The organism is Pyxidicoccus sp. MSG2, from assembly GCF_026626705.1.
Classification (GTDB): domain Bacteria; phylum Myxococcota; class Myxococcia; order Myxococcales; family Myxococcaceae; genus Myxococcus.
Genome location: NZ_JAPNKC010000001.1, coordinates 9,432,448 through 9,455,622, shown reverse-complemented (window position 1 = coordinate 9,455,622; position 23,175 = coordinate 9,432,448). Strand labels below are relative to the sequence as shown.

Here is a 23,175-nt window from a genome sequence, read left to right as displayed (position 1 = left end):
GCCGGTTGGAGCACAGGCCCATGAAGCACGTCACCCACATCCAGGACCTCGGGCCCGCGGGCGTCGAGGCGGTGCTCGCGCAGGCCGCCGCTTGGAAGCTGAAGGGACCGGAGCAGCCCCTGTTCCCCGGCGCCATCCTCGGCATGGTGTTCTTCAACCCGTCGCTGCGCACGCGCACCTCGTTCGAGGCCGTCATGCTGCGCGGGGGTGGCAACGCCATCATCCTCGACGTGGGCTCGGGCGTGTGGAAGCTCGAGCACCGCGAGGGCGCGGTGATGAACGCGGACCGGGCCGAGCACCTCAAGGAGGCCGCTCCCGTCCTGTCGCGCTTCGTGGACATGCTCGGCGTGCGGACCTTCTCGCAGGGTGGCGGCGACGAGGAGGACGAGGTGGACCCCATCATCGGCGCCTTCCGCAAGTGGGCCACCGTGCCGGTGGTGAGCATGGAGTCCGCGCGCGAGCACCCCTGTCAGGGCCTGGCGGACGTGCTCACCCTGCGCGAGAAGTTCGGCAGCACGAAGAAGCTGCCGGTGACGCTCACCTGGGCGCCGCACATCAAGCCGCTGCCCAAGGCCGTCCCCAACTCCTTCCTCCTGAGCGCCGCGGCCGCGGGCTGCGAGGTGCGCGTGGCGCATCCTCCCGGCTTCGAATTGCACCCCGCCGTGCGCGCGGAGGCGGAGGCGTACGCGAAGGCCACCGGCGGCAGCATCACCTACACCCATGACCAGGACGAGGCGCTCGCCGGCAGCCGCGCGGTGTACGCCAAGTCGTGGGGCCCGTCGGCGGCGGCGGCGTACTCGCCCAACGACGTCACCGCGCTGCTCGCGTCCTACTCCGGGTGGATGCCCACGCTGGGCACCATGTCCCGCGCCGCGAAGGACGCGGCCTTCCTCCACTGCCTGCCGGTGCGCCGCAACGTGGAGGTGGCCGACGAGGTGCTGGACCACCCGAGCAGCCGCGTCGTGGACGAGGCGGGCAACCGCTACCACGTCCAGCGCGCCCTCCTTCACTGGATGCGCACGCAGTCGCGCTAGCGCGCCCTCGCCCCCCTCTCCTTCCTTCCATTTTTTCTAGAGGTGCCCCGTGCCCCTGTCGCCCGACCCGTACTCCGCGCTCCGTCACGCCGCGCGCTACGTGCAGCAATTCCGCCGCAAGACGTTCGTCGTGAAGCTCGGCGGCGCCATGCTGAGCGACCCGAAGCTGCGCCGCTCCGCGTGCGAGCAGATTGCCCTGCTGTGGACCTTCTCCATCCGCCCCGTCGTCGTGCACGGCGGCGGTCCGGAGCTGGACACGCTGTGTGACGCCCTCCACCTGCCCATCGAGAAGGTGGCGGGCCGCCGCGTCACCTCCGCGCCCGTGCTGGACGCGGCGAAGATGGTGCTCGCGGGCAAGCTGCACACGGACCTGCTGGCGGACCTCCAGGCGGCGGGCGTGCCCGCGGTGGGCCTGAGCGGCGTGGACGCGGGCCTCATCAAGGCGCGCAAGCGTCCTCCCGTCATGGTGACCGAGCCCGGCGCCACCGAGGGGCGGCTCGTCGACTACGGCCTCGTCGGTGACATCGAGTCTGTGGACACGCGCGTGGTGGAGCACCTGCGCTCGGCGGACTACGTCCCGGTGGTGGCGCCCCTGTCGGGCGGCTCCGACGGCGCCGTCTACAACACCAACGCGGACACGGTGGCCGCGGCGCTCTCGGTGGCGCTGTCGGCGGAGAAGCTCTTCTTCCTCGTCCAGGTGCCGGGCCTGCTCAAGGACCTGAACGACCCGACGTCGCTCGTCACGCTGGCCAACCTCACGGACCTGGCCACCATGGAGAACACGGGCGCCATCTCCGGCGGCATGCGGCCCAAGGCGCACGCCATCCGGCACGCGCTCGTCGGCGGCGTGGGCAGCGTGCACCTCGTCAGCGGGGTGCTGCCCAACGCGCTCCTGGAGGAGGTCTTCACCAACGAGGGCAGCGGCACCATGGTGGTGCGCGAGTCCGCGCCGAAGCCGGCCGGGGCCGTGGGATGAAGGCGGCGGAGCTGCTCCAGGCGCTGGTGGCCATCCCCAGCGTGTCGGGTGACGAGGGCCGCATCGCGGACACCGTGTCCGCGTGGGCCGAGGGCTGGGGCGCGCGCGTCCAGCGGAAGGGCCACAACGTGTGGTTCTCCGTCGGGAGCGGGCCGCGCCGGCTGCTCGTCAACTCGCACCTGGACACGGTGAAGCCGTGCGCCGGGTGGACGTACGCGCCGCACGCGCCCGAGTGGCGCGAGGACCGGCTGTACGGCCTGGGCAGCAATGACGCCAAGGGCTGCGTGGCGGGGATGCTCCTCACCGCCCGCGCCCTGTTGACCGAAGGAGCACCCACCGGAGGCGAAGTCGTCTTCGCCTTCACCGCCGAGGAAGAGACAGGAGGCCAGGGACTGGGAACGATGCTGTCCGAGCTGGGGCCGCTGGACGCGGCGATTGTCGGCGAGCCCACGGGGCTGAAGCCCTGCACCGCGCAGCGCGGGATGCTCCTGTTGCGCTGCACGGCGCACGGCCGGAGCGGCCACGTGGCGCACGCGCACAGCACTCCGGCCCTCAACGCCATCCACCTGGCGGCGGGGGACATCTCCGTCCTGTCGGAGCTGCGCTTCCCCTCGCACCCGCTGCTGGGCGAGGCCCGCGCGCAGGTGACGCAAATCAGTGGCGGACTGGCGCGCAACCAGGTGCCGGACAAGTGCGAGTTCTTCGTGGACCTGCGCACCACGCCGGCCATGGACCACGCGGCGGTGGCGCAGCAGGTGGCCGGCGCGCTGAAGAGCGAGGTGCAGGTGCACTCGGCGCGCTACCTGCCGAAGGCGACGGGGGCGCAGCAGCCCATCGTCCGTGCCGCGGTGGCGGCGTCGGGCGCGGAGCCGGTGGGCTCCAGCACCACGTCCGACTGGGCCTTCCTGGGCGACCTTCCGGCGGTGAAGGTGGGCCCGGGCGACACCCTGCGCAGCCACCAGGCGGACGAGTACCTCACCCGGGCGGAGCTCGAAGCGGGCGCCGCCTTCTACACGCGCCTGGTGCGCGGCTACTTCGAGGAGGTGGCCCGTGGCTGACACGCTGTGGGGAAAGGGCACGCCGCTGGACGCGGCCATCCACCGCTTCACCGTGGGCAATGACCCGGTGACGGACCTGGCGCTGGCGCCTCACGACGCGCTCGGCAGCGCCGCGCATGCGCGGATGCTGGCGCACGTGGGCCTGCTGCGCGACGACGAGGCGAAGACGCTGGTGGCGGCGCTGAAGGTGCTGCACGACGAGGCGCGCGCCGGTGCGTTCGTCATCCGCCCGGAGCAGGAGGATGGCCACACCGCGCTGGAGGCGGCGCTCGTGGAGCGCGCGGGCGAGCCCGGCAAGCGCATCCACCTGGGGCGCTCGCGCAACGACCAGGTGCAGCTCGCCATGCGCCTGCTGCTGCGCGAGGAGGTGCTCGCCCTGGGCGCGCGCGCCGTGGAGCTGGCCGGGACGTTCCTGGACTTCGCCCAGGCGCACGCGGCCGTGGCCCTGCCCGGCTACACGCACCTGCGCCGCGCCATGCCGTCCACCTTCGGGCTGTGGGGCATGGCCTTCGCCGAAGGGCTGCTGGAGGAGCTGGAGGCGCTGCGCGGAGTGTGGGCCCGGCTGGACCGCTGCCCGCTGGGCGCGGCGGCGGGCTTCGGCGTGCCGCTGCCCATCGACCGGGAGTACGTGGCCTCGCTGCTCGGCTTCAGCCGCGTGCAGCGCAGCCCCATCGACGTGCAGAACGGCCGGGGCCGGCACGAGGCGGCGGTGCTGGGGTGGGCCTGCTCGGTGGCTGGCACGCTGGAGAAGTGGCTGTGGGACGTGCAGCTCTACAGCATGGACGAGTTCGGCTTCCTGGCGCTGCCGGACGCGTTCACCACGGGCTCGTCCATCATGCCGCAGAAGAAGAACCCGGACGTGGTGGAGCTGGCGCGCGCCCGCTGCCGCGAGCTGCGTGGAATCGCGCACCAGGTGGAGGCGGTGGCCGGCGGCCTGCCGTCCAGCTACCACCGCGACTTCCAGTTGCTGAAGTCGCCCACCCTGGCGGCGCTGACGTCCATGAAGGACCTGCTGGACGTGCTCGCCCGGCTGGTGCCCGTGCTCCAGGTGAAGGCCGAGGCGGCCGCTCGCGCCAGTGATGACTCGCTGTACGCGGCGCACCATGCCTACGCGCTGGTGGCCCGGGGCCTGCCCTTCCGCGACGCCTACCGCCAGGTGGGACGAGAAATCGCGGACGGAACGTTCCATCCGGACCGCGGGGCGCTGACGGCGACCCACCTGGGCGGTGCTGGAAACCTGGGCCTGCCGCAGGCCCGTGAGGAGCTGGCCGCCGCGCGCGCCTGGCTCGACGACACCCACCGCGCCGTGGCCTCCGCCACCGCGCGCGTGTGGGCGCTGTGAACCCCTTCCCCGTGAGGAGTGACGACATGAGCAAGAAGAACGTGGTGCTGGCCTTCTCCGGCGGACTCGATACCGCTTTCTGCACCGTCTACCTGCGCGAGCAGGGCTACTCCGTGACGACCGTCACCGTGGACACGGGCGGCTTCCCGCCCGAGCAGCTCGCCAGCATCGCGGCGCTGTCCGCGAAGCTCGGCGCGGTGGCGCACCACACGGTGGACGCGCGCGACACCCTCTTCCAGGGCTACCTGCGCTACCTCATCGCCGGCAACGTGCTGCGCGGCCAGGTCTACCCGCTGAGCGTCTCCGCGGAGCGCGCCTGCCAGGCAGTGGAAGCCGTGCGCATGGCGCGCGAGCTGGGCGCGCAGTCGATTGCGCACGGCAGCACCGGCGCCGGCAACGACCAGGTGCGCTTCGACGTGGCCTTCCGCTCGCTGGCGCCGGAGCTGGAGCTGCTCACGCCCATCCGCACGCTGGGCCTGAGCCGGCAGCAGGAGCTGTCCTTCCTCGCCGAGCGCGGCATCCACATGCCGCCGAAGCTGGGCTCCTACTCCGTCAACGAGGGCATGTGGGGCACGTCCGTGGGCGGCCGCGAGACGCTCGACTCGTGGAGCGCGCTGCCCGAGGCGGCCTTCCCCGGCGGGGTGATTCCCACGGACTTGAAGCCCCGCACGCTCACCCTCTCCTTCGAGCAGGGCGTCCCTTCCGCGCTCGACGGCGAGAAGCTGTCGCCCGTGAAGCTGGTGGAGGCGCTCAACGCGCTGGGGCGCACGTACGGCATCGGCCGCGGCGTGCACCTGGGTGACACCATTCTGGGCATCAAGGGCCGCGTGGGCTTCGAGGCCCCGGCGGCGCACATGCTCATCACCGCGCACCGCGAGCTGGAGAAGCTGGTGCTCTCCGGCAAGCAGCTCTTCTGGAAGGAGTCGATGGGCAACCTCTACGGCTCGCTGCTGCACGAGGGGCACTTCTTCGACCCGCTGGTGAAGGACCTGGAGGCGTTCCTCACCTCCTCGCAGGACCGGGTGACGGGCGAGGTGCGGCTGGTGCTGCACCCCAGGACGCTGGTGGTGGAGGGCGTGAAGTCGCCGCACTCGCTGATGGACGCGAAGGTGGCGACGTACGGGGAAGCAAACGTGCTGTGGACGGGTTCTGAAGCCGCTGGATTCGCCAAGCTGTACGGCGTCGCGCAGATGCTCTCTCACCGGGCCAAGGGAGGTTGAAATGAAGGTCTTCGTCGACAAGGTGGGCAGCGTCACCCGGAACCTGGGCCTGGGCCGCACGGTGCACCTGGCTCCGGAAGTGAAGGCCGAGGAGGGCGCGGTGGTCGCCGTGCGCATCCACGGAGAGAAGAGCGTCTACAACCAGCTCGAGGACCCGCACGGGCGCCTCGTCACCCTGCACGCGGGTGACATCGTCGTGGGCGCCCTGGGGCACCGCAACGCGCTGCACGGCTACGAGGGCGTGGTGCCCGAGTCCGTCACCGTGGGCCAGCGCCTGCACGTGCTCAACATGGGCGGCGTCATCGGCAAGTGCACCTCGCACAACCCCGGCGTGGGCACGCCCTTCGAGGCGGAAGTGCTGGGCCAGGTGCTGGAGTTCCCGGAGCTGATGTCGCGCACCGGGCAGCCGGCGCACGTCACCTCGGGCGCGCTCAAGGGCACGTCCACCCCGGTGAAGTGCCCGGTGGTCTTCGTCGTCGGCACCTGCATGAACGCGGGCAAGACGTACGCGGCCAGCGCCATGGTGCGCACGCTGGCCCAGGCGGGCTACCGCGTGGGCGGGGCGAAGCTGACGGGTGTGTCGCTGATGCGCGACACGCTGAGCATGCAGGACTCCGGCGCGGACGTGGTCATGGACTTCACCGACGCGGGCGTCGTGTGCACGGGCCCCCGCACGGGGGCGCGCGTGGCGCGGGTGCTCTTCTCCGAGCTGGCGGCGGAGAACGTGGACGTCATCGTCGCGGAGACGGGCGACGGCATCATGGGTGAGTACGGCGTGCAGGGCATCCTCGCGGACGCGGAGCTGCGGAGCCTGGCGGGCGCGTGGGTGCTGTGCGCGAACGACCCGGTGGGCGCGGCCGGCGGCGTGCGGCACCTGCGCGAGACGTACGGCATCGACGTGGACATGGTGGCCGGACCCGCCACGGACAACGCGGTGGGCGTGCGCTTCGTGGAGCAGGTGGTGGGGATTCCCGCCCGCAACGCCCGGGCGAATGCGGCGGCGCTGGGTGGGCTCATCCTGGAGAAGCTCGCGCCCAAGCTGGGCGCGGGGAGGAAGTCATGACGCGGGCGAACATCTACATCCTGGGGGCCTCCGGTTTCGGCGGGGGCGAGCTGCTGCGAATCCTCTCCGGACACCCGGCGGTGGCGGGCATCCGCGTGGTGTCGCGGCACCATGCGGGCGAGCTCATCCACAAGGTGCACCCGCACCTGCGCGGGCTGGTGGACGGCCGCTTCGAGGCGGAGCCGGACTGGCGCTGGCTGTCGGACTCGCAGCAGCCGGTGGTGTTCAGCGCGCTGGGGCACGGCGAGCTGGCGAAGCAGTTCACCAACATCGAGAAGCAGTGGGCCGACGCCGGCATCGCCGAGCGCGTGCTGCTGGTGGACCTGTCCTCCGACTTCCGGCTGGACCACCCGGGCCGCTACGCGGGCGCCTATGGCCGACCCCACCCCTCCCCGGATTTGCTGGGCACCTTCACCTACGGCCTCACCGAGTGGAAGCGCGACGAAATCAAGACGGCGAAGCGCATCGCCAACCCGGGCTGCTTCGCCACGGCGGTGCAGCTCGCGCTGCTGCCGATTGCGTCCACGCCGGGGCTGGGGCTCCTGGCCGTCTCGGGCGTGACGGGCTCGTCCGGCTCCGGCTCGCTGCCGGGCGAGGGCACGCACCACCCGACGCGCGCGCATGACTTCCGCGCGTACAAGCCGCTGGAGCACCAGCACGAGGCGGAGGTGGAGGTCATGCTGGTGGCGCACGGCGCGCAGCGGCACCGGCTGGCCTTCGTGCCGCACTCGGCGCCCATGGTGCGCGGCATCTTCGCCACCGTGCAGTTCGAGTGGCCGGAGCACGGCGGCGCGGTGGTGACGCAATCGCTGACGGACAAGTTCCGCCGCTACTACGAGGGCTCGAAGTTCGTCCGCATCGTCGAGGGCACGCCGCGCGTGGCCGCGGTGACGGGCAGCAACTTCTGCGACATCTCCGTGGCCACCAAGGGCCGCTCCGTCGCCGTCATGGCCGCGCTGGACAACCTGGTGAAGGGCATGGCCGGCCAGGCCGTGCAGAACTTCAACGTGGCCCTCGGCCTGCCCGAGGACACGGCCCTGCGCCAGGCTGCCTGCTACCCGTAGACGCGCCCCCCGCAGGGCCCGGGCGGACATGCCCGGGCCCGCACCCGTTTGAGTTATGCTGCACGAAGGTTTGAACTCAAACGGGATAGCGGAACATGCACTTCGAGCTGGCCTTCGTCCTCATCTTCGCCATCGCGACCGCGGTGGCCATCGTCGCGCGCCACTTCAAGTTCCCCTACACGGTGGCGCTGGTGGTGGCGGGGCTGTCGCTGGGCGCGGTGCACGCCTTCGAGCCGCCGCATCTCACGAAGGAGCTGCTCTTCGCCATCATCCTTCCCGGACTGCTGTTCGAGGCGGCCTTCCACGTGGAGTTCCGCAAGTTCTGGAAGAACAAGCTGGCCATCCACGCAATGGCCATCCCCGGCGTGGCCGCGTCAGCGGGGTTGACGGCGCTCATCCTCTCTCCGGTGATGGCCGGAATGGACTTCGTGAGCGGCTTCGGGCTGCTCCCGGCGCTGGTGTTCGCCGCGGTCATCGTCTCCACGGACCCCATCGCAGTGGTGGGCCTCTTCAAGTCGCTGGGCGCGCCCAAGCGGCTGCTCATCCTCGTGGAGGGAGAGAGCCTGCTGAATGACGGCACGGCCGTCGTGCTCTTCACCCTCGTCGTGGCGGTGGCCACCGGTGGCCACTTCACCGTGGGAGGGGCGGTCCTCGACTTCATCAAGGTCGCGGGGATGGGCGCGCTCATCGGCAGCGCAGTGGGGTTCGTCGTTGCGCAGGTCATCAAGCGCGTGGACGACGCGATGGTGGAAATCACCCTCACGGTCATCGCCGCCTATGGCTCATTCGTGGTGGCGGAGAACTTCCACTACTCGGGCGTCATCGCGACGGTGGTGGCCGGCATGCTGTGCGGCAACTGGGCGGCGCATGAGGGCATGAGCCCCACCACGCGCGTCGCCGTGGAGAGCTTCTGGGAGTACCTGGCCTTCGCGCTCAACTCGGTGGTGTTCCTGCTCATCGGCCTGGAGGTGGAGCTCGGCTCGCTGCTGGCCTCCTGGAAGCCCATCCTCGCGGCGTATGTGGCGGTGGTCGCCGGCCGCGCGGTGGTGGTGTACGGCGTGTCCGCGCTGCTGCGCCTCACGTCGGAGCGCATGCCGTGGGCCTGGAGCGCGGTGCTCACCTGGAGCGGGCTGCGGGGCGCCATCTCCATGGTGCTGGTGCTCGGCCTGCCGCCGGACTTCCTCCACCGCGAGCTGCTGGTGAACATGACCTTCGGCGTGGTGCTGCTCTCCATCATCATCCAGGGCCTCACGATGGCGCCGCTGTTGCGGCGGCTGGGCATCACCGGCCTGAAGGACGCCTACCAGGAGCAGTACGAGCTGGCGCGGGGCCGCCTGGGCGCCGTCCATGCCGCCCTGGCCGCGCTGGAGGGCATGCGCCGCAACCGGGAGGTCCCCGCGGACGTGCTGGAGCAGTTGGAGCGGGAGTATCAGGCGAAGGAGGGCGTCGCGGAGAAGGAGCTGGTGGCGCTGAAGCAACAGTCGATGCGCTTCCACGAGGAGGAGCACCAGGAGGCGGTCCGCCGCATGCTCATCGTGGAGAAGGAGTCGCTCCTCAAGGCCTACCAGTCGGCCACCATTGGCAAGGAGGCCTTCGAGCGGCTCACCGCGGAGCTGGACGAGCGCATCGCCCAGGCGGACGCGGCCGAGAGCCACGTGCCCTCGCAGCAGGGCGAGCCTCGCGCTCCGGCGGGAGCCGTCGGAACCTGAGCCGGCGTCCTCGGGCCGGGGCCGGCGCCGGACGTGGGGCCCCCACCACGGCCCGTTCCGGGGCTCCCGGCGGCTATGGAGCGGGAGCGGGAGCGGGTGCCGACGCGGGTGCGGGAGCAGGAGCGGGCTCCGTGGCTGGCACAGGCGGCTCGTGCCCACGCAGCGCAATCGCGGGAAGCGAGGCGGACAGCGCCCCCACGTCCAGGAAGCCGTGGAACCCGTCGTCATCCAGTTCCGGGAGCATCCGGATGCCCACGGGCGTCTCCGGGCGAATCTCCACGCGAGGCCCCGGGGTGATGCCCATGACGTTGCACTCCATCTCCCCATCCGGCTCCAGGTCGCAGCCCCACCGCCGGCCCTGGGCGTAGCCCACCTCGAGAATCTTCAAGTCCCGGACGACCTCGGCCACGTGCTTCGACATGGGAACGAAGTCCTCGTTCCAGGCCGCGTCCGCCACCAGTCGCGTGTGCGCATTGCCGGCGAGCACCAGGAAGACGTTCTTGGAACGCGCGCTGTGCGCGTTGAGCACCGCCCGCGCCATGCGCGCATCACGCGCGCTTCCATGTTCCGTGTCCGTGTCGAAGGCCACCACGGAGACGGAGCGCCCGGCGGCGCGCAGGGCCCGGGCCCGGTCGATGAGGTCCATCACCGCGCGGCTGCCGCGGCCGTCCTGCTGAAGCTTGCGCCAGAAGTTCCCACTCAGCAGCGCATCCTGGTCCGAGGGGCCTCCCGGGCTCGCCAGGTACGTGTCGATGCGCTCCTGCTCCTTTGACGGAATGGCGAGCCCCACGGTGACGCCGAGCCCCGCCTGGGCGGCCTCGCACGCCAGGTCTCCCACGGTGGCGGGCACCTCGCGCGTGCCGAGCTGCTCGCCGATGAGCACCATCAGCCCCGGGCGCAGCATCGACTGGAAGCCGCCGACCTTCCGCGCACAGGGCTCCTGCGTCTCCTGTCGCCAGCGCTTGAGGTAGAAGGACGGGTCTCTCGCGAAGGAGTCATCCCGCGTGAGGCGGAGCGTGCCCGTGAGCGTCTCCAGCGAGGGGCGCGACTCCAGCCGCAGGGTGAGGTCCCGCTCCAGCTTCAAGTCCCGGGTGCCCTTCACGGCACCGTCCAGCTCCACCCACGGCGCGGTGTCGCGCTCCTGCTGGGCGAGCGTCACCGGAGCCCCCCTGGCCCGGAAGCTCTGCTCGAACTGCTCCATCACCAGGTGCTTGGGGACCAGCTCTCCCGTGTGGCCGTCGTAGCGAATCTCCGCGTCGTTGGCGAAGGCCACCCGCTTCATGCGGAAGATGCGCACGACGGACTGCCGCACCGCGAGCGGCTCGCCAACCACCAGGTACCGGGTGTGGTCGCCGTCGCTCTGGTAGCCCCACGACTCTGTTGTCGCAAGCTGCGCGGCCTTCCACTCGGTCAGCAGGTACTTCGGGTCATCCATGGGCTTGAGCACCCAGCCATTCTCGGCCAGCAGCTTCGTGGCCTCGGCCAGGGCCCGCTCCACGGGCATCATGAAGATGTGCTCGAAGCGGGGCGCCTCCAGCTCGGGCTCCTCGACGGGTGCGGCGGCCACACCCTCGGAGGGACGGGCACTCCTCGCACAGCCGGCCAGGAGAAAAATGAGACCTACCAGGGCTCGGCGCATCCGCGGTGCCTCTCTCTTCCGTTCGGTGGGTGCGACTGCAACGTCCAACCGGCTGGAGGATATCGGATGGAGCCTCCTCCGGGCATCGGCTGCCCGACGGGATGACGCCGCAGTCCACGTCCGGACGGATGCGCATGAACGCCCGGTGCGGCACGCCCGAAGCTCCAGGCGTGCCGCACGCTCAGTCCCCCGTCAGTGGACGCGGCCGGCCGGCAGGTTGGAGCGGACCGGGAAGCCGGGAACGGCGGCGCTGTTCCACCGTGCGGGTGCGAGGAGCGACTCGCCGACCTGGTCCTTCGACGCCGTCAGGGACGCGGGCACGCCACACACCAGGGCGTTCAGGTCCTGCCCACGCCGGCCCAGGTCGTTGAACACGCGAGGTTGCCCGGTGACGGGGTCCGGCGTGGGTGCATTGGCAACCAGGAACGGCGAGAGGAAGGCGGGCGAGCCCTGGGGGCGGAAGCCGACGTGGAGGAAGAAGGTCTGCGTCTCTCCCGCGTGGCACCCATTGCAGGTGTTGAGCGAGAACTTGTGTCGCGCCTCTGGGTCCACCCCGGGAGCGTTCCAGAAGAAGTTGAACGGGGTGAGCGCCGAGCCCCAGAGGAAGGGCTGCCCCTGGAAGAACTCGGGCACCACGTGCGTCTCCGTGAGGATGGAGGACTGGTTCTGGTTGATGTAGTCCGCCACCAGCGACGAGCCGTTCATGAAGAAGAGAGGCGTGAGTGCCACGTGCGCCGGGGCCAGTCCCTCGGGCCCGAAGTGGAACTCGCGCAGCTCCCACTCCGGGTCCAGCGTGTTCTCGTTGGTGCGCACCTGGCTGATGGCGCTGCCCATGAAGCGTCCTGACGCCACGAAGGACTTCGTGAAGCGGTCCGTCAGCGCCTGGAGCTTCGCGTTGTAGTTCGGATGGGTCAGCCCGAGCCGGCCCAGCTCGTGCCAGTCACGAGCCCAGCGCTGGAACTCCTCGGGGTTTCCACCGGGCAGCGTGTATTCGAGGATGACCGTGAAGGGCATCGGGTTGCCGCTCGGGTCCGTCACGCCGAACACGAAGCGCCCCTCGCCCGCGTGCTCACCCTCGCGCCGCAGGTCCATGCGGTTGACGATGGCCAGCAGCCGGAACGGCGCGAAGTTGAAGTTCAGCGGCGCGGTGGGGCCACCACTGAGCGCCTCCCACGAGTTCAGCACCACGGGCCCGATTTGGGGGCGGGCCGGCACGAAGGTGGCGCCGATGAACTGGTCCTGCTGCCAGGTCTTCAGCCAGTTGCGCACCAGCTCGGACGGGTCCCTCCCGCCGTTCATCGCCCGCATCAGCGCGCCAAACGTCCACGCGCCGGAGCCGGTGGTGCGCACCGGGTCCTCCACCACGGACAGGTCGGTGATGAGCAGTTCCTCGAACGGGTCCACCTGGCAGACCGCCGGGCCGCAGGCGGTGGTGGACTCGCAGCCATTGGCCTCCAGGCCGTCGCAGTCGAAAGTGCCCACCACGCAGCCCAGGCCGCAGGTGCCCGCGCCGCACACGGCGCTGGCGGAAGGCGCCCCGCCGCACGTCGTTCCACACACGCCGCAGTTCAGCTCGTCGGTCATCAGGTCGGCCTCGCAGCCGTTGGCCGGGTTGCCGTCACAGTCCGCGAAGCCCACGGGGCAGCCCGCCTGGAAGGACACGCACGTGGAGCGGTTGCCCGCGCCGTCGACGGCCACCGCGAACATCGGCGTCGTGAGCTGCGGCTGCGACAGGGACAGCAGCGCGAAGCCACTCCCGTCCGCCGGTGCCACGCCGGCTGGAGACGCCGCCAGGGTGCAGGCCGCATCGGTGAACACGGCCACCTGCCCTCGCGGCTCCGTCTGGGCACGCACCTGCCCGGCGACGGGAGGCGCGTCGAGCGGGATGTAGCCCGAGAGGAAGGTCGGCGGCAGCGGCGCCACCGTGTCGTGCACGTAGGTGGCGACGATGGAGCAGCTGGAGACATTGCCCACCGCGTCCACCGCACGGGCGGAGAAGCCCGTCGACGTGTTGGCCGTCACGGTCAGCGAGGCGGTGAAAGCGCCCGTCGAGGCGTCCGCCGTGGTGGTGGTCACCACGGGCGCCGGGCACCCGCTGCCACGGAAGACCTGGATGGACGCGCTCTTCTCGGCGGTGCCGCGCAACTGCGGCGTCAGGGACACCCCGGGCGAGGCCGGAGTGAAGCCCGTCAGCGTCGGTGCCGGGGGCGCAATGGAGTCATGCCGGTAGCTGATGCTCGCCGAGCACGCGGACGCATTGCCGGCGGCATCCAGCGCGTTGGCGGTGAAGGTGGACGTGGTGTTGGCCGTCACCGTGCGCGTCGTCGAGAAGGAGCCGTCCGACGAGGCCGTCACGGTGACCAGCGCCGTGCCCCCACAGGCCGTGCCCGAGAAGATGCGCACCCGGGCGCCCGCCTCGGCGGTGCCCGCGAGAACGGGCTGGGTGCTGGTGGACGGCGAGGCCGGGGTGAAGCCCGTCAGCGAGGGCACCGCGGGCGCGACGTTGTCATGCAGGTAGCCGAGCGCCGCCGAGCACACGGACACGTTGCCCGCGGCATCCGTGGACGTGGCGGTGAAGGTGGACGTGGTGTTCAGGGCCACCGAGCGCGTGGACGAGAAGCTGCCGTTGGCCGCGACTGTCACCGTCGCCACCGCCGTGCCCGCGCAGGCGCCGCCGGAGAAGATGCGCACGGTGGAGTTCGCCTCCGCCGTGCCGGCCAGCACCGGCTGGGTGTTGTTGGAGGGCGAGGCCGGAGTGAAGCCCGTCAGCGACGGCGCGGAGGGCGCCAGCCCATCATGCAGGTAGCTGAGCGCCGCCGAGCAGCCAGACACGTTGCCCGCCGCGTCGATCGCCATGGCCGTGAAGGTGGTCGTCGCGTTGGGCGTCACGGAGCGGGTCGACGAAAAGGCCCCGCTCGCGTTCGCCGTCAAGGAGGCCACCTGGGGGCCCCCGCAGGACACCCCCGCGAAGATGTGCACGGTGGCGCCCGCCTCGGCGGTGCCGGACAGTACGGGCTGCGTGTTGTTGGACGGCGAGGCCGGCGCGAAGCCCGTCAGCACCGGGGGGGCGGGCGGCTGGGTGTCCTCGGGGCACCGGAAGAGCTCGAGCTTGCCGATGGAGACCGTCTCGATGCCGGTGCTGCGGCTGTCGTTGTCGTCCGTCACATGGAGGCGGTACTTGGAGTAGGTGCCCGGCGTGGCCACGGTGTACTCACGTCGCTCGACAGCGGCCCAGCCGGCCTCGTTGCCGCGCGTATCCAGGACGACCCAGGCAGAGCCATTCCAGCCCTGGAACGTCCAGGTCCTGGGCGCGCGCGAGGTGAGCGAGCCGTTCACGAACCGGATGGCGTAGTGGGTGACGCGCTTCGCGCCATCCGCCCACTCGTAGCCAATCCAGGCGGGCGTCACCCCCACCTGCGAGAGCCACATGGACGGCGCCGCGTCGTTGCTGTCGAAGGCCAGCCAGGCCTCGTAGCTCGAGCCCAGGACTCCCGAGCGCGTCACGCTGCCGGAAGGCAGTGACGGGCTGGTCATCAGTGGCACCAGGCTGGCACCGCAGTTGAGCGCTTGGGTGGTGGTGGCCAGGGAACTCTCCGGCCGCGACTCGGGGACAGACACTTCTTCTCCCTGGCATCCGGACAAGGAGGCCAGGAGCAGGGTGCCGGAAACGAAGGCACCCCGGATGGATGTAACGGCTTTCATTTGGTGAACCCCCTCTGAAACGCGAATGACGCGTGTTCAGTACCAACAGGGGTCAGCCGCCTGCGCGGAATGTGACGAAGGTGCCCGGGCGAGGGACGAACCCGGGGCGGCGCGGGACGAACTCCCGGAGGTGCTTCAGCGCTCAGGGATGGTGGAGGGAGACAGCCGCCGGCCCCGCGTCGGGCAGCTCCATCACCAGCTCGGCGCCGGGGCCCTGCGTCTCCGCCACGTAGGCGCGGCCCCCGTGGCGTCGGGCCACCTCCTCCACCACGGCCAGGCCCAGGCCAGTGCCCGGGCCCGAGGACTCGAGGCGATAGAAGGGGGTGAAGACCTTCTCGCGGTGAGCGGCGGGGATGCCGGGCCCCACGTCCCTGACGGACACGCGCCAGAGGGACTCCCGCCGCTCGGCGCGCAGGGTGATTTCGGTGCCGCGCGGGGCGAAGCGCAGCGCGTTGGCCAGCAGGTTGTCCAGCGCCTGTCGCACCGAGCTGACATGGAACGCGCACATGGCGGGCCGCGGGGCCGCCACCGTCACCCAGACGCCCTGCTCCTCCGCCTGCGCGCGCGCCGCCGCCGAGGCGTCCTCCAGCACCACGCCCAGGTCTCCCCGCGCGACTTCCCACGTCCCCCGGCCGAAGGAGGCCAGGTCCAGCAGGTTGCCCGCCAGCGTGGACAGGCGCTCCACTTCGCGGCGCGTCTCCTCCAGCGACGCGCGCAGCTCGGCCGCGTCGCGCTCCTTCCACAGCGCCAGGTCCAGGTGCGTGCGCATGAGGGCCAGCGGCGTGCGCAGCTCGTGCGCGGCCCTGGCGATGAGCTGCTCCTGGGCCTCGCGCGCGGCGCCCAGCCGGCCCGCGGCCTCGCGCAGCGCGGACTCCACCTCCGCCACCTCGTCCCGCGTGGCGCCTTCCGACGGCGCGCCGGACAGCACGCCCTCGCGCAGCCGGGCAATGAGGCCCCGCAGCTCCTTCAGCCGCCGCTCCAGCCACCGCGCCTGCCACGTCTGCAGTCCGAAGAAGACGAGCCCCAGCAGCGCGGCCATCCCCAGGGTGGTGCCCTGGAAGGCGCGGACCGCGGCCTCGTGCCAGGCCAGCGACGTGGACAGCCGCAGGAGGTGTGGCACGCCCGCGGGCGACACCACGCGCACCGTCAACCGCCGCATCGGCACATCCCCCTCGCGCACCGTCTCCAGGCGCGGCGGAGCGTCTTCAGCCGGTGGGACGAGCCGCTCCAAGGCCGCGGACTCCGTAGACGGAAAGGACAGCACGCGCCGCCCATCCGGGCCGTACACCTCCGCCACGGGGGCGAAGGCGCGCACCACGTCCGTCAGCGGCGAGTGCTCCAGGTGCAGGTGCGGCTCACCACCGGGCCCGTCGAAGAGGCTCACGGCCTCCGTCGCCGCCTGTGACAGCAGCGCCTGGTCCACCACCCGCGCCAGCCAGATTTCGTAGAGCTGTCCCGCCAGCACCAGCGCCAGCACCACGCCCACCACGGGCACGGCCGCGCCCAGCAGCCACAGCCGCGTGGCCAGCTTCACTTCCCGCCTCCCACCACCAGCCGGAAGCCCACCCCGCGCACCACCTGGATGGACACCGCCCCCGAGGCCCCCAGCCGCTCCAGCTTTCCGCGCAGGTAGCCCACGTACACGTCCACGATGTTGGGCGGCCCGTCGAAGGTGTCGCCCCACACGCTCGCCAGCAACTCCGAGCGGGCCCGCACCTCGCCCACGTGCCCACCCAGCTCCAGGAAGAGCGCGAACTCACGCCCGGTGAGCGGCTGCTCCTGGTCGCCGTGCCGCAGCACCCGCCGGCGCGAGTCCAGCACCAGCGGCCCCACCTGCCACAGCGGCGTGCCCGCGTCCCCCCGGCGGTGCAACGCCTCCAGCCGGGCCAGCAGCTCCTCGAAGGCGAAGGGCTTGGCCAGGTAGTCGTCCGCTCCAGCGCGCAGGCCCGTCACCTTCTCGCCCACTGTGCCGCGCGCGGTGAGCAGCATCACCGGCGTGCGCAGCCCGCGCTCGCGCCACCGTCGCAACACCGCAAGCCCGTCCAGGTCCGGCAGGTTCCAGTCCAGCAGCACGATGTCGTACGCCACGTCCATCGCTTGCTGGAGCGCGTCCTCGCCCCGCTCGCACACGTCCACGTGGTGGCCGGCCTCGGACAGCCCGCGGCTCAGCAGCCGGGCCATGCGCTCCTCGTCCTCCACCAGCAGCAGCTTCACGTCGAGACCTCCGGCGCGGCGAGCCGCAGCGCGCTCCGGACCCGGCGCCGCGACAGCCAGGGGTAGAGCGAGGGCAGCACGCCCAGGGTGAGCAGCGTGGACGTCACCAACCCGCCCACCACCACCGTGGCGAGGGGCCGCTGCACCTCCGCCCCCACGCCCCGCGCCAGCATCATGGGCACGAAGCCCAGGGCCGCCACCAGCGCCGTCATCAGCACCGGGCGGAGCCGCTCGCGGGCGGTGAGCCGCACCGCCTCCGGCACCCACATCCCCGCCGCCTCATGCTGCAGGAGCCGCGACACCCACACCACGCCGTTGAGCACGGCGATGCCGGACAGGGCGATGAAGCCGATGGCCGCGGAGATGGACACCGGCATGCCGCGCAGCGACAGCGCGAGCACGCCGCCCACGCACGCGAAGGGCACGTGGGTGAAGATGATGAGGGCGGGCCGGAGCCGCCCGAACGCCACGACGAGCACCGTCACGATGAGGCCCCCCACCGCGGGAAGCACCAGCGAAAGCCGCCGCGCCGCCGCCGTCAAGGTCTCGTACTGGCCACCCCAGACGAGCCGGTAGCCGTCCGGCAGCCGCAGCCCTTGCTCCACCCTCGCCCGCGCACCGGCCACCACCGTCCCCAGGTCCGCGCCCCGCACGTTGAAGCCCACCACCAGCCGGCGCTGCCCGTCCTGGCGGCTCACCAGGCTGGGCGCCGCCGTCAGGCGCACGTCCGCCACGCGTGACAGCGGCACCAGCCCGCCCGAGGCGGTGGGCAGCGCCAGGTCCTCCAGCGAGAAGGCCTCCGCGTCCGCGCCGAGCCGGAGGACGATGGGCACCCGCACCGCGCCGTCGTAGGTGGCGCCCACCTCCAGCCCGGTGCGCACCGCCTGCACCGCCTCCAGCACCTGCCGCACGGAGAAGCCCGCGCGCGCCGCGTCCAGCGGCCGGGGCTCCACCTCCAGCAGCGACACCTCCGGCGGCGCGAGCACGCGCACGTCCACCGCGCCCGGCTCGCCCTCCACCCGCGACGCCACCGTCTCGGCCAGTCCACGCAGCGTGCCCAGGTCCTCTCCGTAGAGACTCACCGCCACGTCGGTGACGGAGCCGCCCAGCAGCTCGTTGAAGCGCATCTGGATGGGCTGGGTGAAGGAGGGCTCGCCGCCGGGGGCGTGAGCGTCCAGCGCGCGCCGCAAGTCTTCCACCAGCGCCTCCGGCGTCAGGCCCGGGCGCCAGTGCTCGCGCGGCGTCAGGGTGACGAAGACGTCCGCCTGCTCCAGGCCCATGATGTCCGTGGCCACCGCGGGGCTGCCCACGCGAGACACCACCCGCACCACCTCCGGCACGCGCCCCAGCAGCGCCGCCTCCAGCCGTCCCGCCTCGCGCGCCGCCGCCTCCAGCCGGAGGTCGCCCGCGCGCGTCGTCTGCACCACCAGGTCTCCCTCGTTCAGCTGGGGGACGAACTCGATGCCCGCCCGCATGTAGAGGACGAGGCCCAGGACGAGCAGCGCCCCCGCGCCACCGGCCACCCGAGCCGGGTGCCGCAGGGCCCGCTCCAGCAGCGGGCGGTAGGCGCGCTCCACCGCGCGCACCAACCAGGGCTCGCGCTCCGGGATGTCCCGGGGCCGCAGCACCCAGCTCGCCGCCGCGGGGATGAAGGTGAGCGCCAGCAGCAGCGAGGTGGCCAGCGCCAGCATCACCGTGAGCGCCATGGGCCGGAACATCTTCCCGTCCGCGCCGGTGAGCGACAGCACCGGCACGTAGACGAGCATGATGATGAGCACGGAGAAGAAGACGGGCCGGGACATCGACGCCATCACCTCGCCCAGCCGTCGCCGCCACGCGTCTTCCGGGACGGGCTGCCGGGCGTGCCCCACGTGGTGGAACACGCCTTCCACCATCACCACCGCGCCGTCCACCAGGAGGCCGAAGTCGATGGCGCCCAGGCTCATCAGGTTGCCGGGGATGCCCAGCAGCACCATGCCCACGGACGCGCCCAGCATGGACAGCGGAATCACCGAGGCCACCAGCAGCCCCGCCCGGAAGCGGCCCAGCAGGGCCAGCAGCACCAGCACCACCAGCAGGCCGCCCTCGGCCAGGTTCTTCGCCACCGTGCGCAGGGTGCCGCGCACCAGCACGCCCCGGTCATAGACGAGGTCCACCCGGACGTCCGCGGGCAGCACCGCCTCCACGTCCGCCATGCGCGCGTGCAGGGCCTCCACCACCTCCAGCGCATTGGCGCCGCGGAGCATCTGCACCATGACGTAGACAGTCTCACCCCGGCCGTTGGCGGTGGCGGTGCCGATGCGGGGCAGCGCGCCCGGCCCCACGTCCGCCAGGTCCGCCACCCGCACGTGGCCGCCGCCCGGCGTGCGCACCACCGCGCCGCCCAGCTCGGTGGCTCCTGGAGGCCGGGCCACCGCGCGCACCAGCACCTGCCGGTCTCCCGCCGCGAGGCTCGCCCCCGGCACCGCGCCCGACGCGCCCTCCAGCGCCTCGCGCACGTCCGCGAGCGTCAGCCCGCGCGCGGCCAGCTTCACCGGGTCCGCCCGCACCTCCAGCGTGCGCTGCTGCCCGCCCCAGCTGTTCACCTCCACCACGCCCGGCACGCCGCGCAGCAGCGGAGCCACGCGCAGCTCCGCCAGCTCGCGCAGCTCAGCGGGCGTGCGCTCCGGCGAGCCCAGCGTGAAGTGGAAGACCTCGCCCAGGCCACCGGTGAGCGGCCCCAGCTCCGGCGCCTCCACCCCCGGCGGCAGGCGGGACGCCAGCCCGGTGAGCCGCTCCTGCACGCCCTGGCGCGCGCGGTACGGGTCCACCCCGTCCTCGAAGACGGCGGTGACGGAGGAGATGCCATAGCGCGACAGGCTCCGGTGCTCGACGAGCCCGGGGATGCCGCTGAGTGCCGCTTCGATGGGACGCGAGACGAGCCGCTCCACCTCCTCGGGCGTCAGCCCGGGGGCGCGCGTGAGGACGAGCACCTGGTTGGTGGTGATGTCCGGCAGCGCGTCCAGCTCCAGCCGGAATGCCACCGCGCCCGCCACCAGCGCGAGCACCACCGTCAGCGACAGCACCAGGCCGCGGTGCCGGACACTGGCCTCCACGAGCCGGGCAATCACCGTGTCTCCTCCTCGCCTGGGGCGACGCTCGCGGCCGCGAGCAGGGCCTCCGCGTCCGCGGCCACCGCGTCCGCCTCACCGGCCCCCCGCACCAGCGCGTCCGCGCCGGAAGTCACCACCACCTCCACCGGCTGGCGGCGGAAGCCCTCCGCCTCGCGCACCAGCAACTCGGCCCGCCCCGCCTCCAGCAGCAGCGCCCGCGACGGCACCACCCAGACGCCCGGCAGGCTGTCCGCGCGCACGCGCACCGTGCCGGTGAGGCCCGCGGGCAGGACGCGCGAGGGCTCGGGAGCGAACCAGGCCGCGGTGGTGCCGTCCCGGGCGTCCACGGCGGGCGAGCGGCCCACCTCGCGCAGAGGCAGCGGCGCCTCGCCCGGAAGGGCCAGCTCGAAGCGGGCCTCCGCGGGAAGGCCTCGGGTGAAGCGGGCCTCGAGCAGGGCCTCGCCCTCGCCCGCCACCCGCACCCACGGCACGCCACCGCTCTCGCGCGTCTCGCCCAGCTCCCCGGACACCTCGGTGACGACGCCCGCCACGGGGCTTCGCAGCGGCACGGCGCCGCCGCGCGCCAGGGCGGCCGCGTCCCCCGCGCCCAGCCCCGCCACCGCGAGCAGCGCCAGCGCGGCCTGCGCGGCCGCCTGGGCCTCGGCGACCTGCGTCTCCGCTTCGGACAGCTCCGCCAGCCGGGCCATGCCCTGTGCCTGGAGCGCCAGGAGCTGCTCGCGCCGCTTCGAGTACGCGTCGCGCCGCAGGGACGCGGCCAGGAAGCGGCCCGCGGCCTCCACGGCTTCCGGCATGCGGACCTCCAACAGCACCTCGCCCTGCTTCACCCGCTGGCCCGGGCGGATGGCGATGCGGGCCACGGTGGCGCGCAGGGGGACGCCCACGACGGCCGTGCCCCCGGGCGCCGGCAGCACGCGGGCGGGCGCCTCCGCCAGCGGCACTCCCCGCGCGGGACGGGGACGCACCCAGGAAGAGGCGGAGCTCGGCCGCGGCGCCGCGGGCCGTGCGGAGTCGGCCCCGGCTTCCAGTGGCGTGGAGCAGCCAGGAGCCACCCCCAGCAGCAGGAGGATGGGCAGCAAGACGAATCTCATGGTGTGCAACCTCACGAAGCAGGCTCGCGGAGCGCGTCGACGAAGAAGTGGGCCCGCACGCGCGCCAGGGCCTCCCCGGCCTGCGCATGGCCCAGGCGGATGCGGGCGGTGACGAGCGCGCGGCGCAGGCGGACCACCTCGAGGACGGTGGCGTCACCCGCGCGGAAGAGCAGCTCCGCCAGGCTCGCGGCCTTCTCGGCGCCGGGCAGCAGCGTGCCGCGAAGCACCTCTGCCACCTCGTGCGAGTGCTCCACCTCGTGGAGGGCGAGCGCCAGGTCCGCCCCGGCGGTGGCGGCGTCGGCGGCGGCCTCACCCTCCAGCCGCGTGGCGCCGGCCAGCAGGGTGCCGCGCTCGCGCTCGGCGCGGTCGAACACAGGCGGCGTCACGCCCACGGTGGCCACGCCGCCCACCGCGCCGTCGTACTCGCGTAGGGCCGCGACGCCGAGCTGGAGCTGGACGCCCCTGGCGGCCCGTACCTCGTCGGCCCGGGCGCGCTCTGCGCGTGCCTGGAACCGCCGCGCCACCACCGCCGGCAGCCGCGCCGCGCTCGCTTGCAGCTCCGGCCACCGCGACTCGGGCGGCAGCACCACCTCGGGCAGCGGGCCGGCGGCGGAGACGGGCCATGTCCCACGGCCCCCCACCTGACGGGAGAAGGCGGCGCGACGCTCGGCCACCTGGCCCTGCGCGTCCAGCTCCGCCAGCCGGGCCTCGGCCGCGTAGGTGGTGGCCTCCGCCACGTCCAGCGCGGTGGCCGCGCCGAGCGCCGCGGCGGACTCCACCGCCCGTCGCAGCTCACCCGCGAGCCGGACCTCCTCGGCGGCCCGCGCATGGGCCTGCTCGGCGGCCCACAGCAGGAGCCAGGCCTCGGCCACCGACAGCCGCCGGGCCAGCAGGAGCGCGCGGGCCTCCGCGCAGAGGGCTTCTGTCTCCAGCCGCGCGGCCTCCGCGCGCGCGGCCCCGTGGCCGGAGAGGTTGAAGGGCTGCGCCACGCCGACGCGCAGGTCCAGTCCACCGCCAGCGGCCTCCGAGCGCCGCCAGCCGGGCTCCACGACGAGCTGCGGGTTGGCCAGCGTGGACATGCGCGCATCCGCGGCACGCTTGGACTCCAGCGCGCGTGCGGCGGCGTCGGGCAGGGGCGCGCGCTCCGCCAGCGCGAGCGCCTCCGCGAAGCTCAGGGGCGCCGTCTCGGGCGAGGCGGCAAGCAGGAAGGCTGTCAGGACGACCACCATGGCGGGCACCGTAGCGGTGTCGCACCAGGCGAGTTTGAGACATCTCTGAATGAATTCTCATAAATGGCAGACACCGCACCAACACCGCGAGCAACGGCGTCAGCGCAAGCCATTGGAATGACTACACCTCTGCGATTGATGTTGACAGACGGCGTCGCTCGCCTTCTTTTGCATCAATCCCTCTCAAGAGGAGTTCCATGTCCCATCGCCGTCCGTCGTTTGCTGTTTTGTGTTTCATCCTGGGTAGCCTGCACGCGGGCTGTGGTGAGGGAGGAACCCTGGAGCCCACGAGCACCACCGAGTGCTCCACCGGGAAGAAGTGGACGGGCGGGGACAGCGAGTCACCTCTGATGCACCCCGGAGGCGACTGTATCCAGTGTCACACCGAGCGGGGCGAGGGGCCCCGGTTCGTGGTGGCGGGCACCGTCCATGCCACCGCGCACGAAGCGAACGACTGCGCCGGCGTCGAAGGCGCCCAGGTGGTCATCACCGACGCCCAGCAGAAGAGCTACACGCTGCAGACCAATGCCTCGGGCAACTTCTTCCTCCGCGCCGGGGATGCCCAGGGCTTCACGTTCCCCTACACCGCCCGCATCAACGTGGCCGGAGTCCAGCGCGCCATGAGCACGCCCCAGAACACCGGGGCCTGCGCCTCGTGCCATACGACGACGGGCACCAACGAAGCCCCCGGGCGCATCACCGCCGGGTGAGCGTGCAGTGGGAG

General features: G+C 72.4%; 16 protein-coding genes. 9 read left to right on the top strand and 7 right to left on the bottom strand.

The window, feature by feature from the left end:
* The first annotated feature begins 20 nt into the window (after window positions 1-20).
* From OV427_RS37000 to OV427_RS36965, 8 genes are all read left to right on the top strand, one after another.
* On the top strand, window positions 21-1,034 hold the full coding sequence (locus OV427_RS37000) for an N-acetylornithine carbamoyltransferase (RefSeq protein WP_267860938.1): 1,014 nt from the start codon (window positions 21-23) through the stop codon (window positions 1,032-1,034).
* A 49-nt stretch (window positions 1,035-1,083) separates the two neighbouring features.
* Window positions 1,084-2,010 (top strand): acetylglutamate kinase, encoded by a 927-nt coding sequence (argB, locus tag OV427_RS36995; RefSeq protein ID WP_267860937.1) that lies wholly within the window; start codon window positions 1,084-1,086, stop codon window positions 2,008-2,010.
* A complete protein-coding gene (locus OV427_RS36990) occupies window positions 2,007-3,068 on the top strand; it encodes a M20/M25/M40 family metallo-hydrolase (protein WP_267860936.1) in 1,062 nt (353 codons plus the stop codon). Before argB ends, OV427_RS36990 begins: the two co-directional genes overlap by 4 nt.
* Complete coding sequence (gene argH, locus OV427_RS36985; protein WP_267860935.1) at window positions 3,061-4,410, top strand: argininosuccinate lyase; 1,350 nt, start codon at window positions 3,061-3,063, stop codon at window positions 4,408-4,410. Before OV427_RS36990 ends, argH begins: the two co-directional genes overlap by 8 nt.
* A 26-nt stretch (window positions 4,411-4,436) precedes the next feature.
* Entirely contained in the window at window positions 4,437-5,630 is a 1,194-nt protein-coding gene (argG, locus tag OV427_RS36980) for an argininosuccinate synthase (RefSeq protein WP_267860934.1), read from the top strand.
* A gap of 1 nt (window position 5,631) precedes the next feature.
* Window positions 5,632-6,693: a DUF1611 domain-containing protein gene (locus tag OV427_RS36975; RefSeq protein WP_267860933.1), complete on the top strand. Its 1,062-nt coding sequence runs from the start codon at window positions 5,632-5,634 to the stop codon at window positions 6,691-6,693.
* Complete coding sequence (argC, locus tag OV427_RS36970; RefSeq protein ID WP_267860932.1) at window positions 6,690-7,757, top strand: N-acetyl-gamma-glutamyl-phosphate reductase; 1,068 nt, start codon at window positions 6,690-6,692, stop codon at window positions 7,755-7,757. The genes OV427_RS36975 and argC overlap by 4 nt, the downstream gene beginning before the upstream one ends.
* 95 nt (window positions 7,758-7,852) lie before the next feature.
* Window positions 7,853-9,466 (top strand): Na+/H+ antiporter, encoded by a 1,614-nt coding sequence (locus OV427_RS36965; protein ID WP_267860931.1) that lies wholly within the window; start codon window positions 7,853-7,855, stop codon window positions 9,464-9,466.
* Window positions 9,467-9,539: 73 nt separating this feature from the next.
* On the opposite strand, the gene OV427_RS36960 is transcribed toward OV427_RS36965, so the two are convergent.
* From OV427_RS36960 to OV427_RS36930, 7 genes are all read right to left on the bottom strand, one after another.
* Entirely contained in the window at window positions 9,540-11,033 is a 1,494-nt protein-coding gene (locus tag OV427_RS36960) for a hypothetical protein (RefSeq protein WP_267860930.1), read from the bottom strand.
* A 264-nt stretch (window positions 11,034-11,297) separates the two neighbouring features.
* Window positions 11,298-14,723 (bottom strand): Ig-like domain-containing protein, encoded by a 3,426-nt coding sequence (locus tag OV427_RS36955; RefSeq protein ID WP_267860929.1) that lies wholly within the window; start codon window positions 14,721-14,723, stop codon window positions 11,298-11,300.
* A gap of 226 nt (window positions 14,724-14,949) precedes the next feature.
* The gene (locus tag OV427_RS36950; protein WP_267860928.1) at window positions 14,950-16,341 is read right to left on the bottom strand and encodes a sensor histidine kinase; all 1,392 of its coding nucleotides are present in this window, start codon (window positions 16,339-16,341) and stop codon (window positions 14,950-14,952) included.
* A complete protein-coding gene (locus OV427_RS36945) occupies window positions 16,338-17,021 on the bottom strand; it encodes a response regulator transcription factor (RefSeq protein ID WP_267860927.1) in 684 nt (227 codons plus the stop codon). Before OV427_RS36945 ends, OV427_RS36950 begins: the two co-directional genes overlap by 4 nt.
* Window positions 17,018-20,131, bottom strand: a complete 3,114-nt coding sequence (locus OV427_RS36940) for an efflux RND transporter permease subunit (protein WP_267860926.1) — start codon at window positions 20,129-20,131, stop codon at window positions 17,018-17,020. The genes OV427_RS36945 and OV427_RS36940 overlap by 4 nt, the downstream gene beginning before the upstream one ends.
* Entirely contained in the window at window positions 20,128-21,222 is a 1,095-nt protein-coding gene (locus tag OV427_RS36935) for an efflux RND transporter periplasmic adaptor subunit (RefSeq protein ID WP_267860925.1), read from the bottom strand. The genes OV427_RS36940 and OV427_RS36935 overlap by 4 nt, the downstream gene beginning before the upstream one ends.
* 11 nt (window positions 21,223-21,233) lie before the next feature.
* Window positions 21,234-22,451: a TolC family protein gene (locus tag OV427_RS36930; RefSeq protein WP_267860924.1), complete on the bottom strand. Its 1,218-nt coding sequence runs from the start codon at window positions 22,449-22,451 to the stop codon at window positions 21,234-21,236.
* 197 nt (window positions 22,452-22,648) lie between these two features.
* Here OV427_RS36930 and OV427_RS36925 point away from each other — a divergent pair, with 197 nt between their 5' ends.
* Window positions 22,649-23,161 carry a hypothetical protein gene (locus OV427_RS36925; RefSeq protein WP_267860923.1) on the top strand — a complete coding sequence of 171 codons (513 nt, stop codon included), beginning with the start codon at window positions 22,649-22,651 and terminating at the stop codon, window positions 23,159-23,161.
* Window positions 23,162-23,175: the final 14 nt, after the last annotated feature.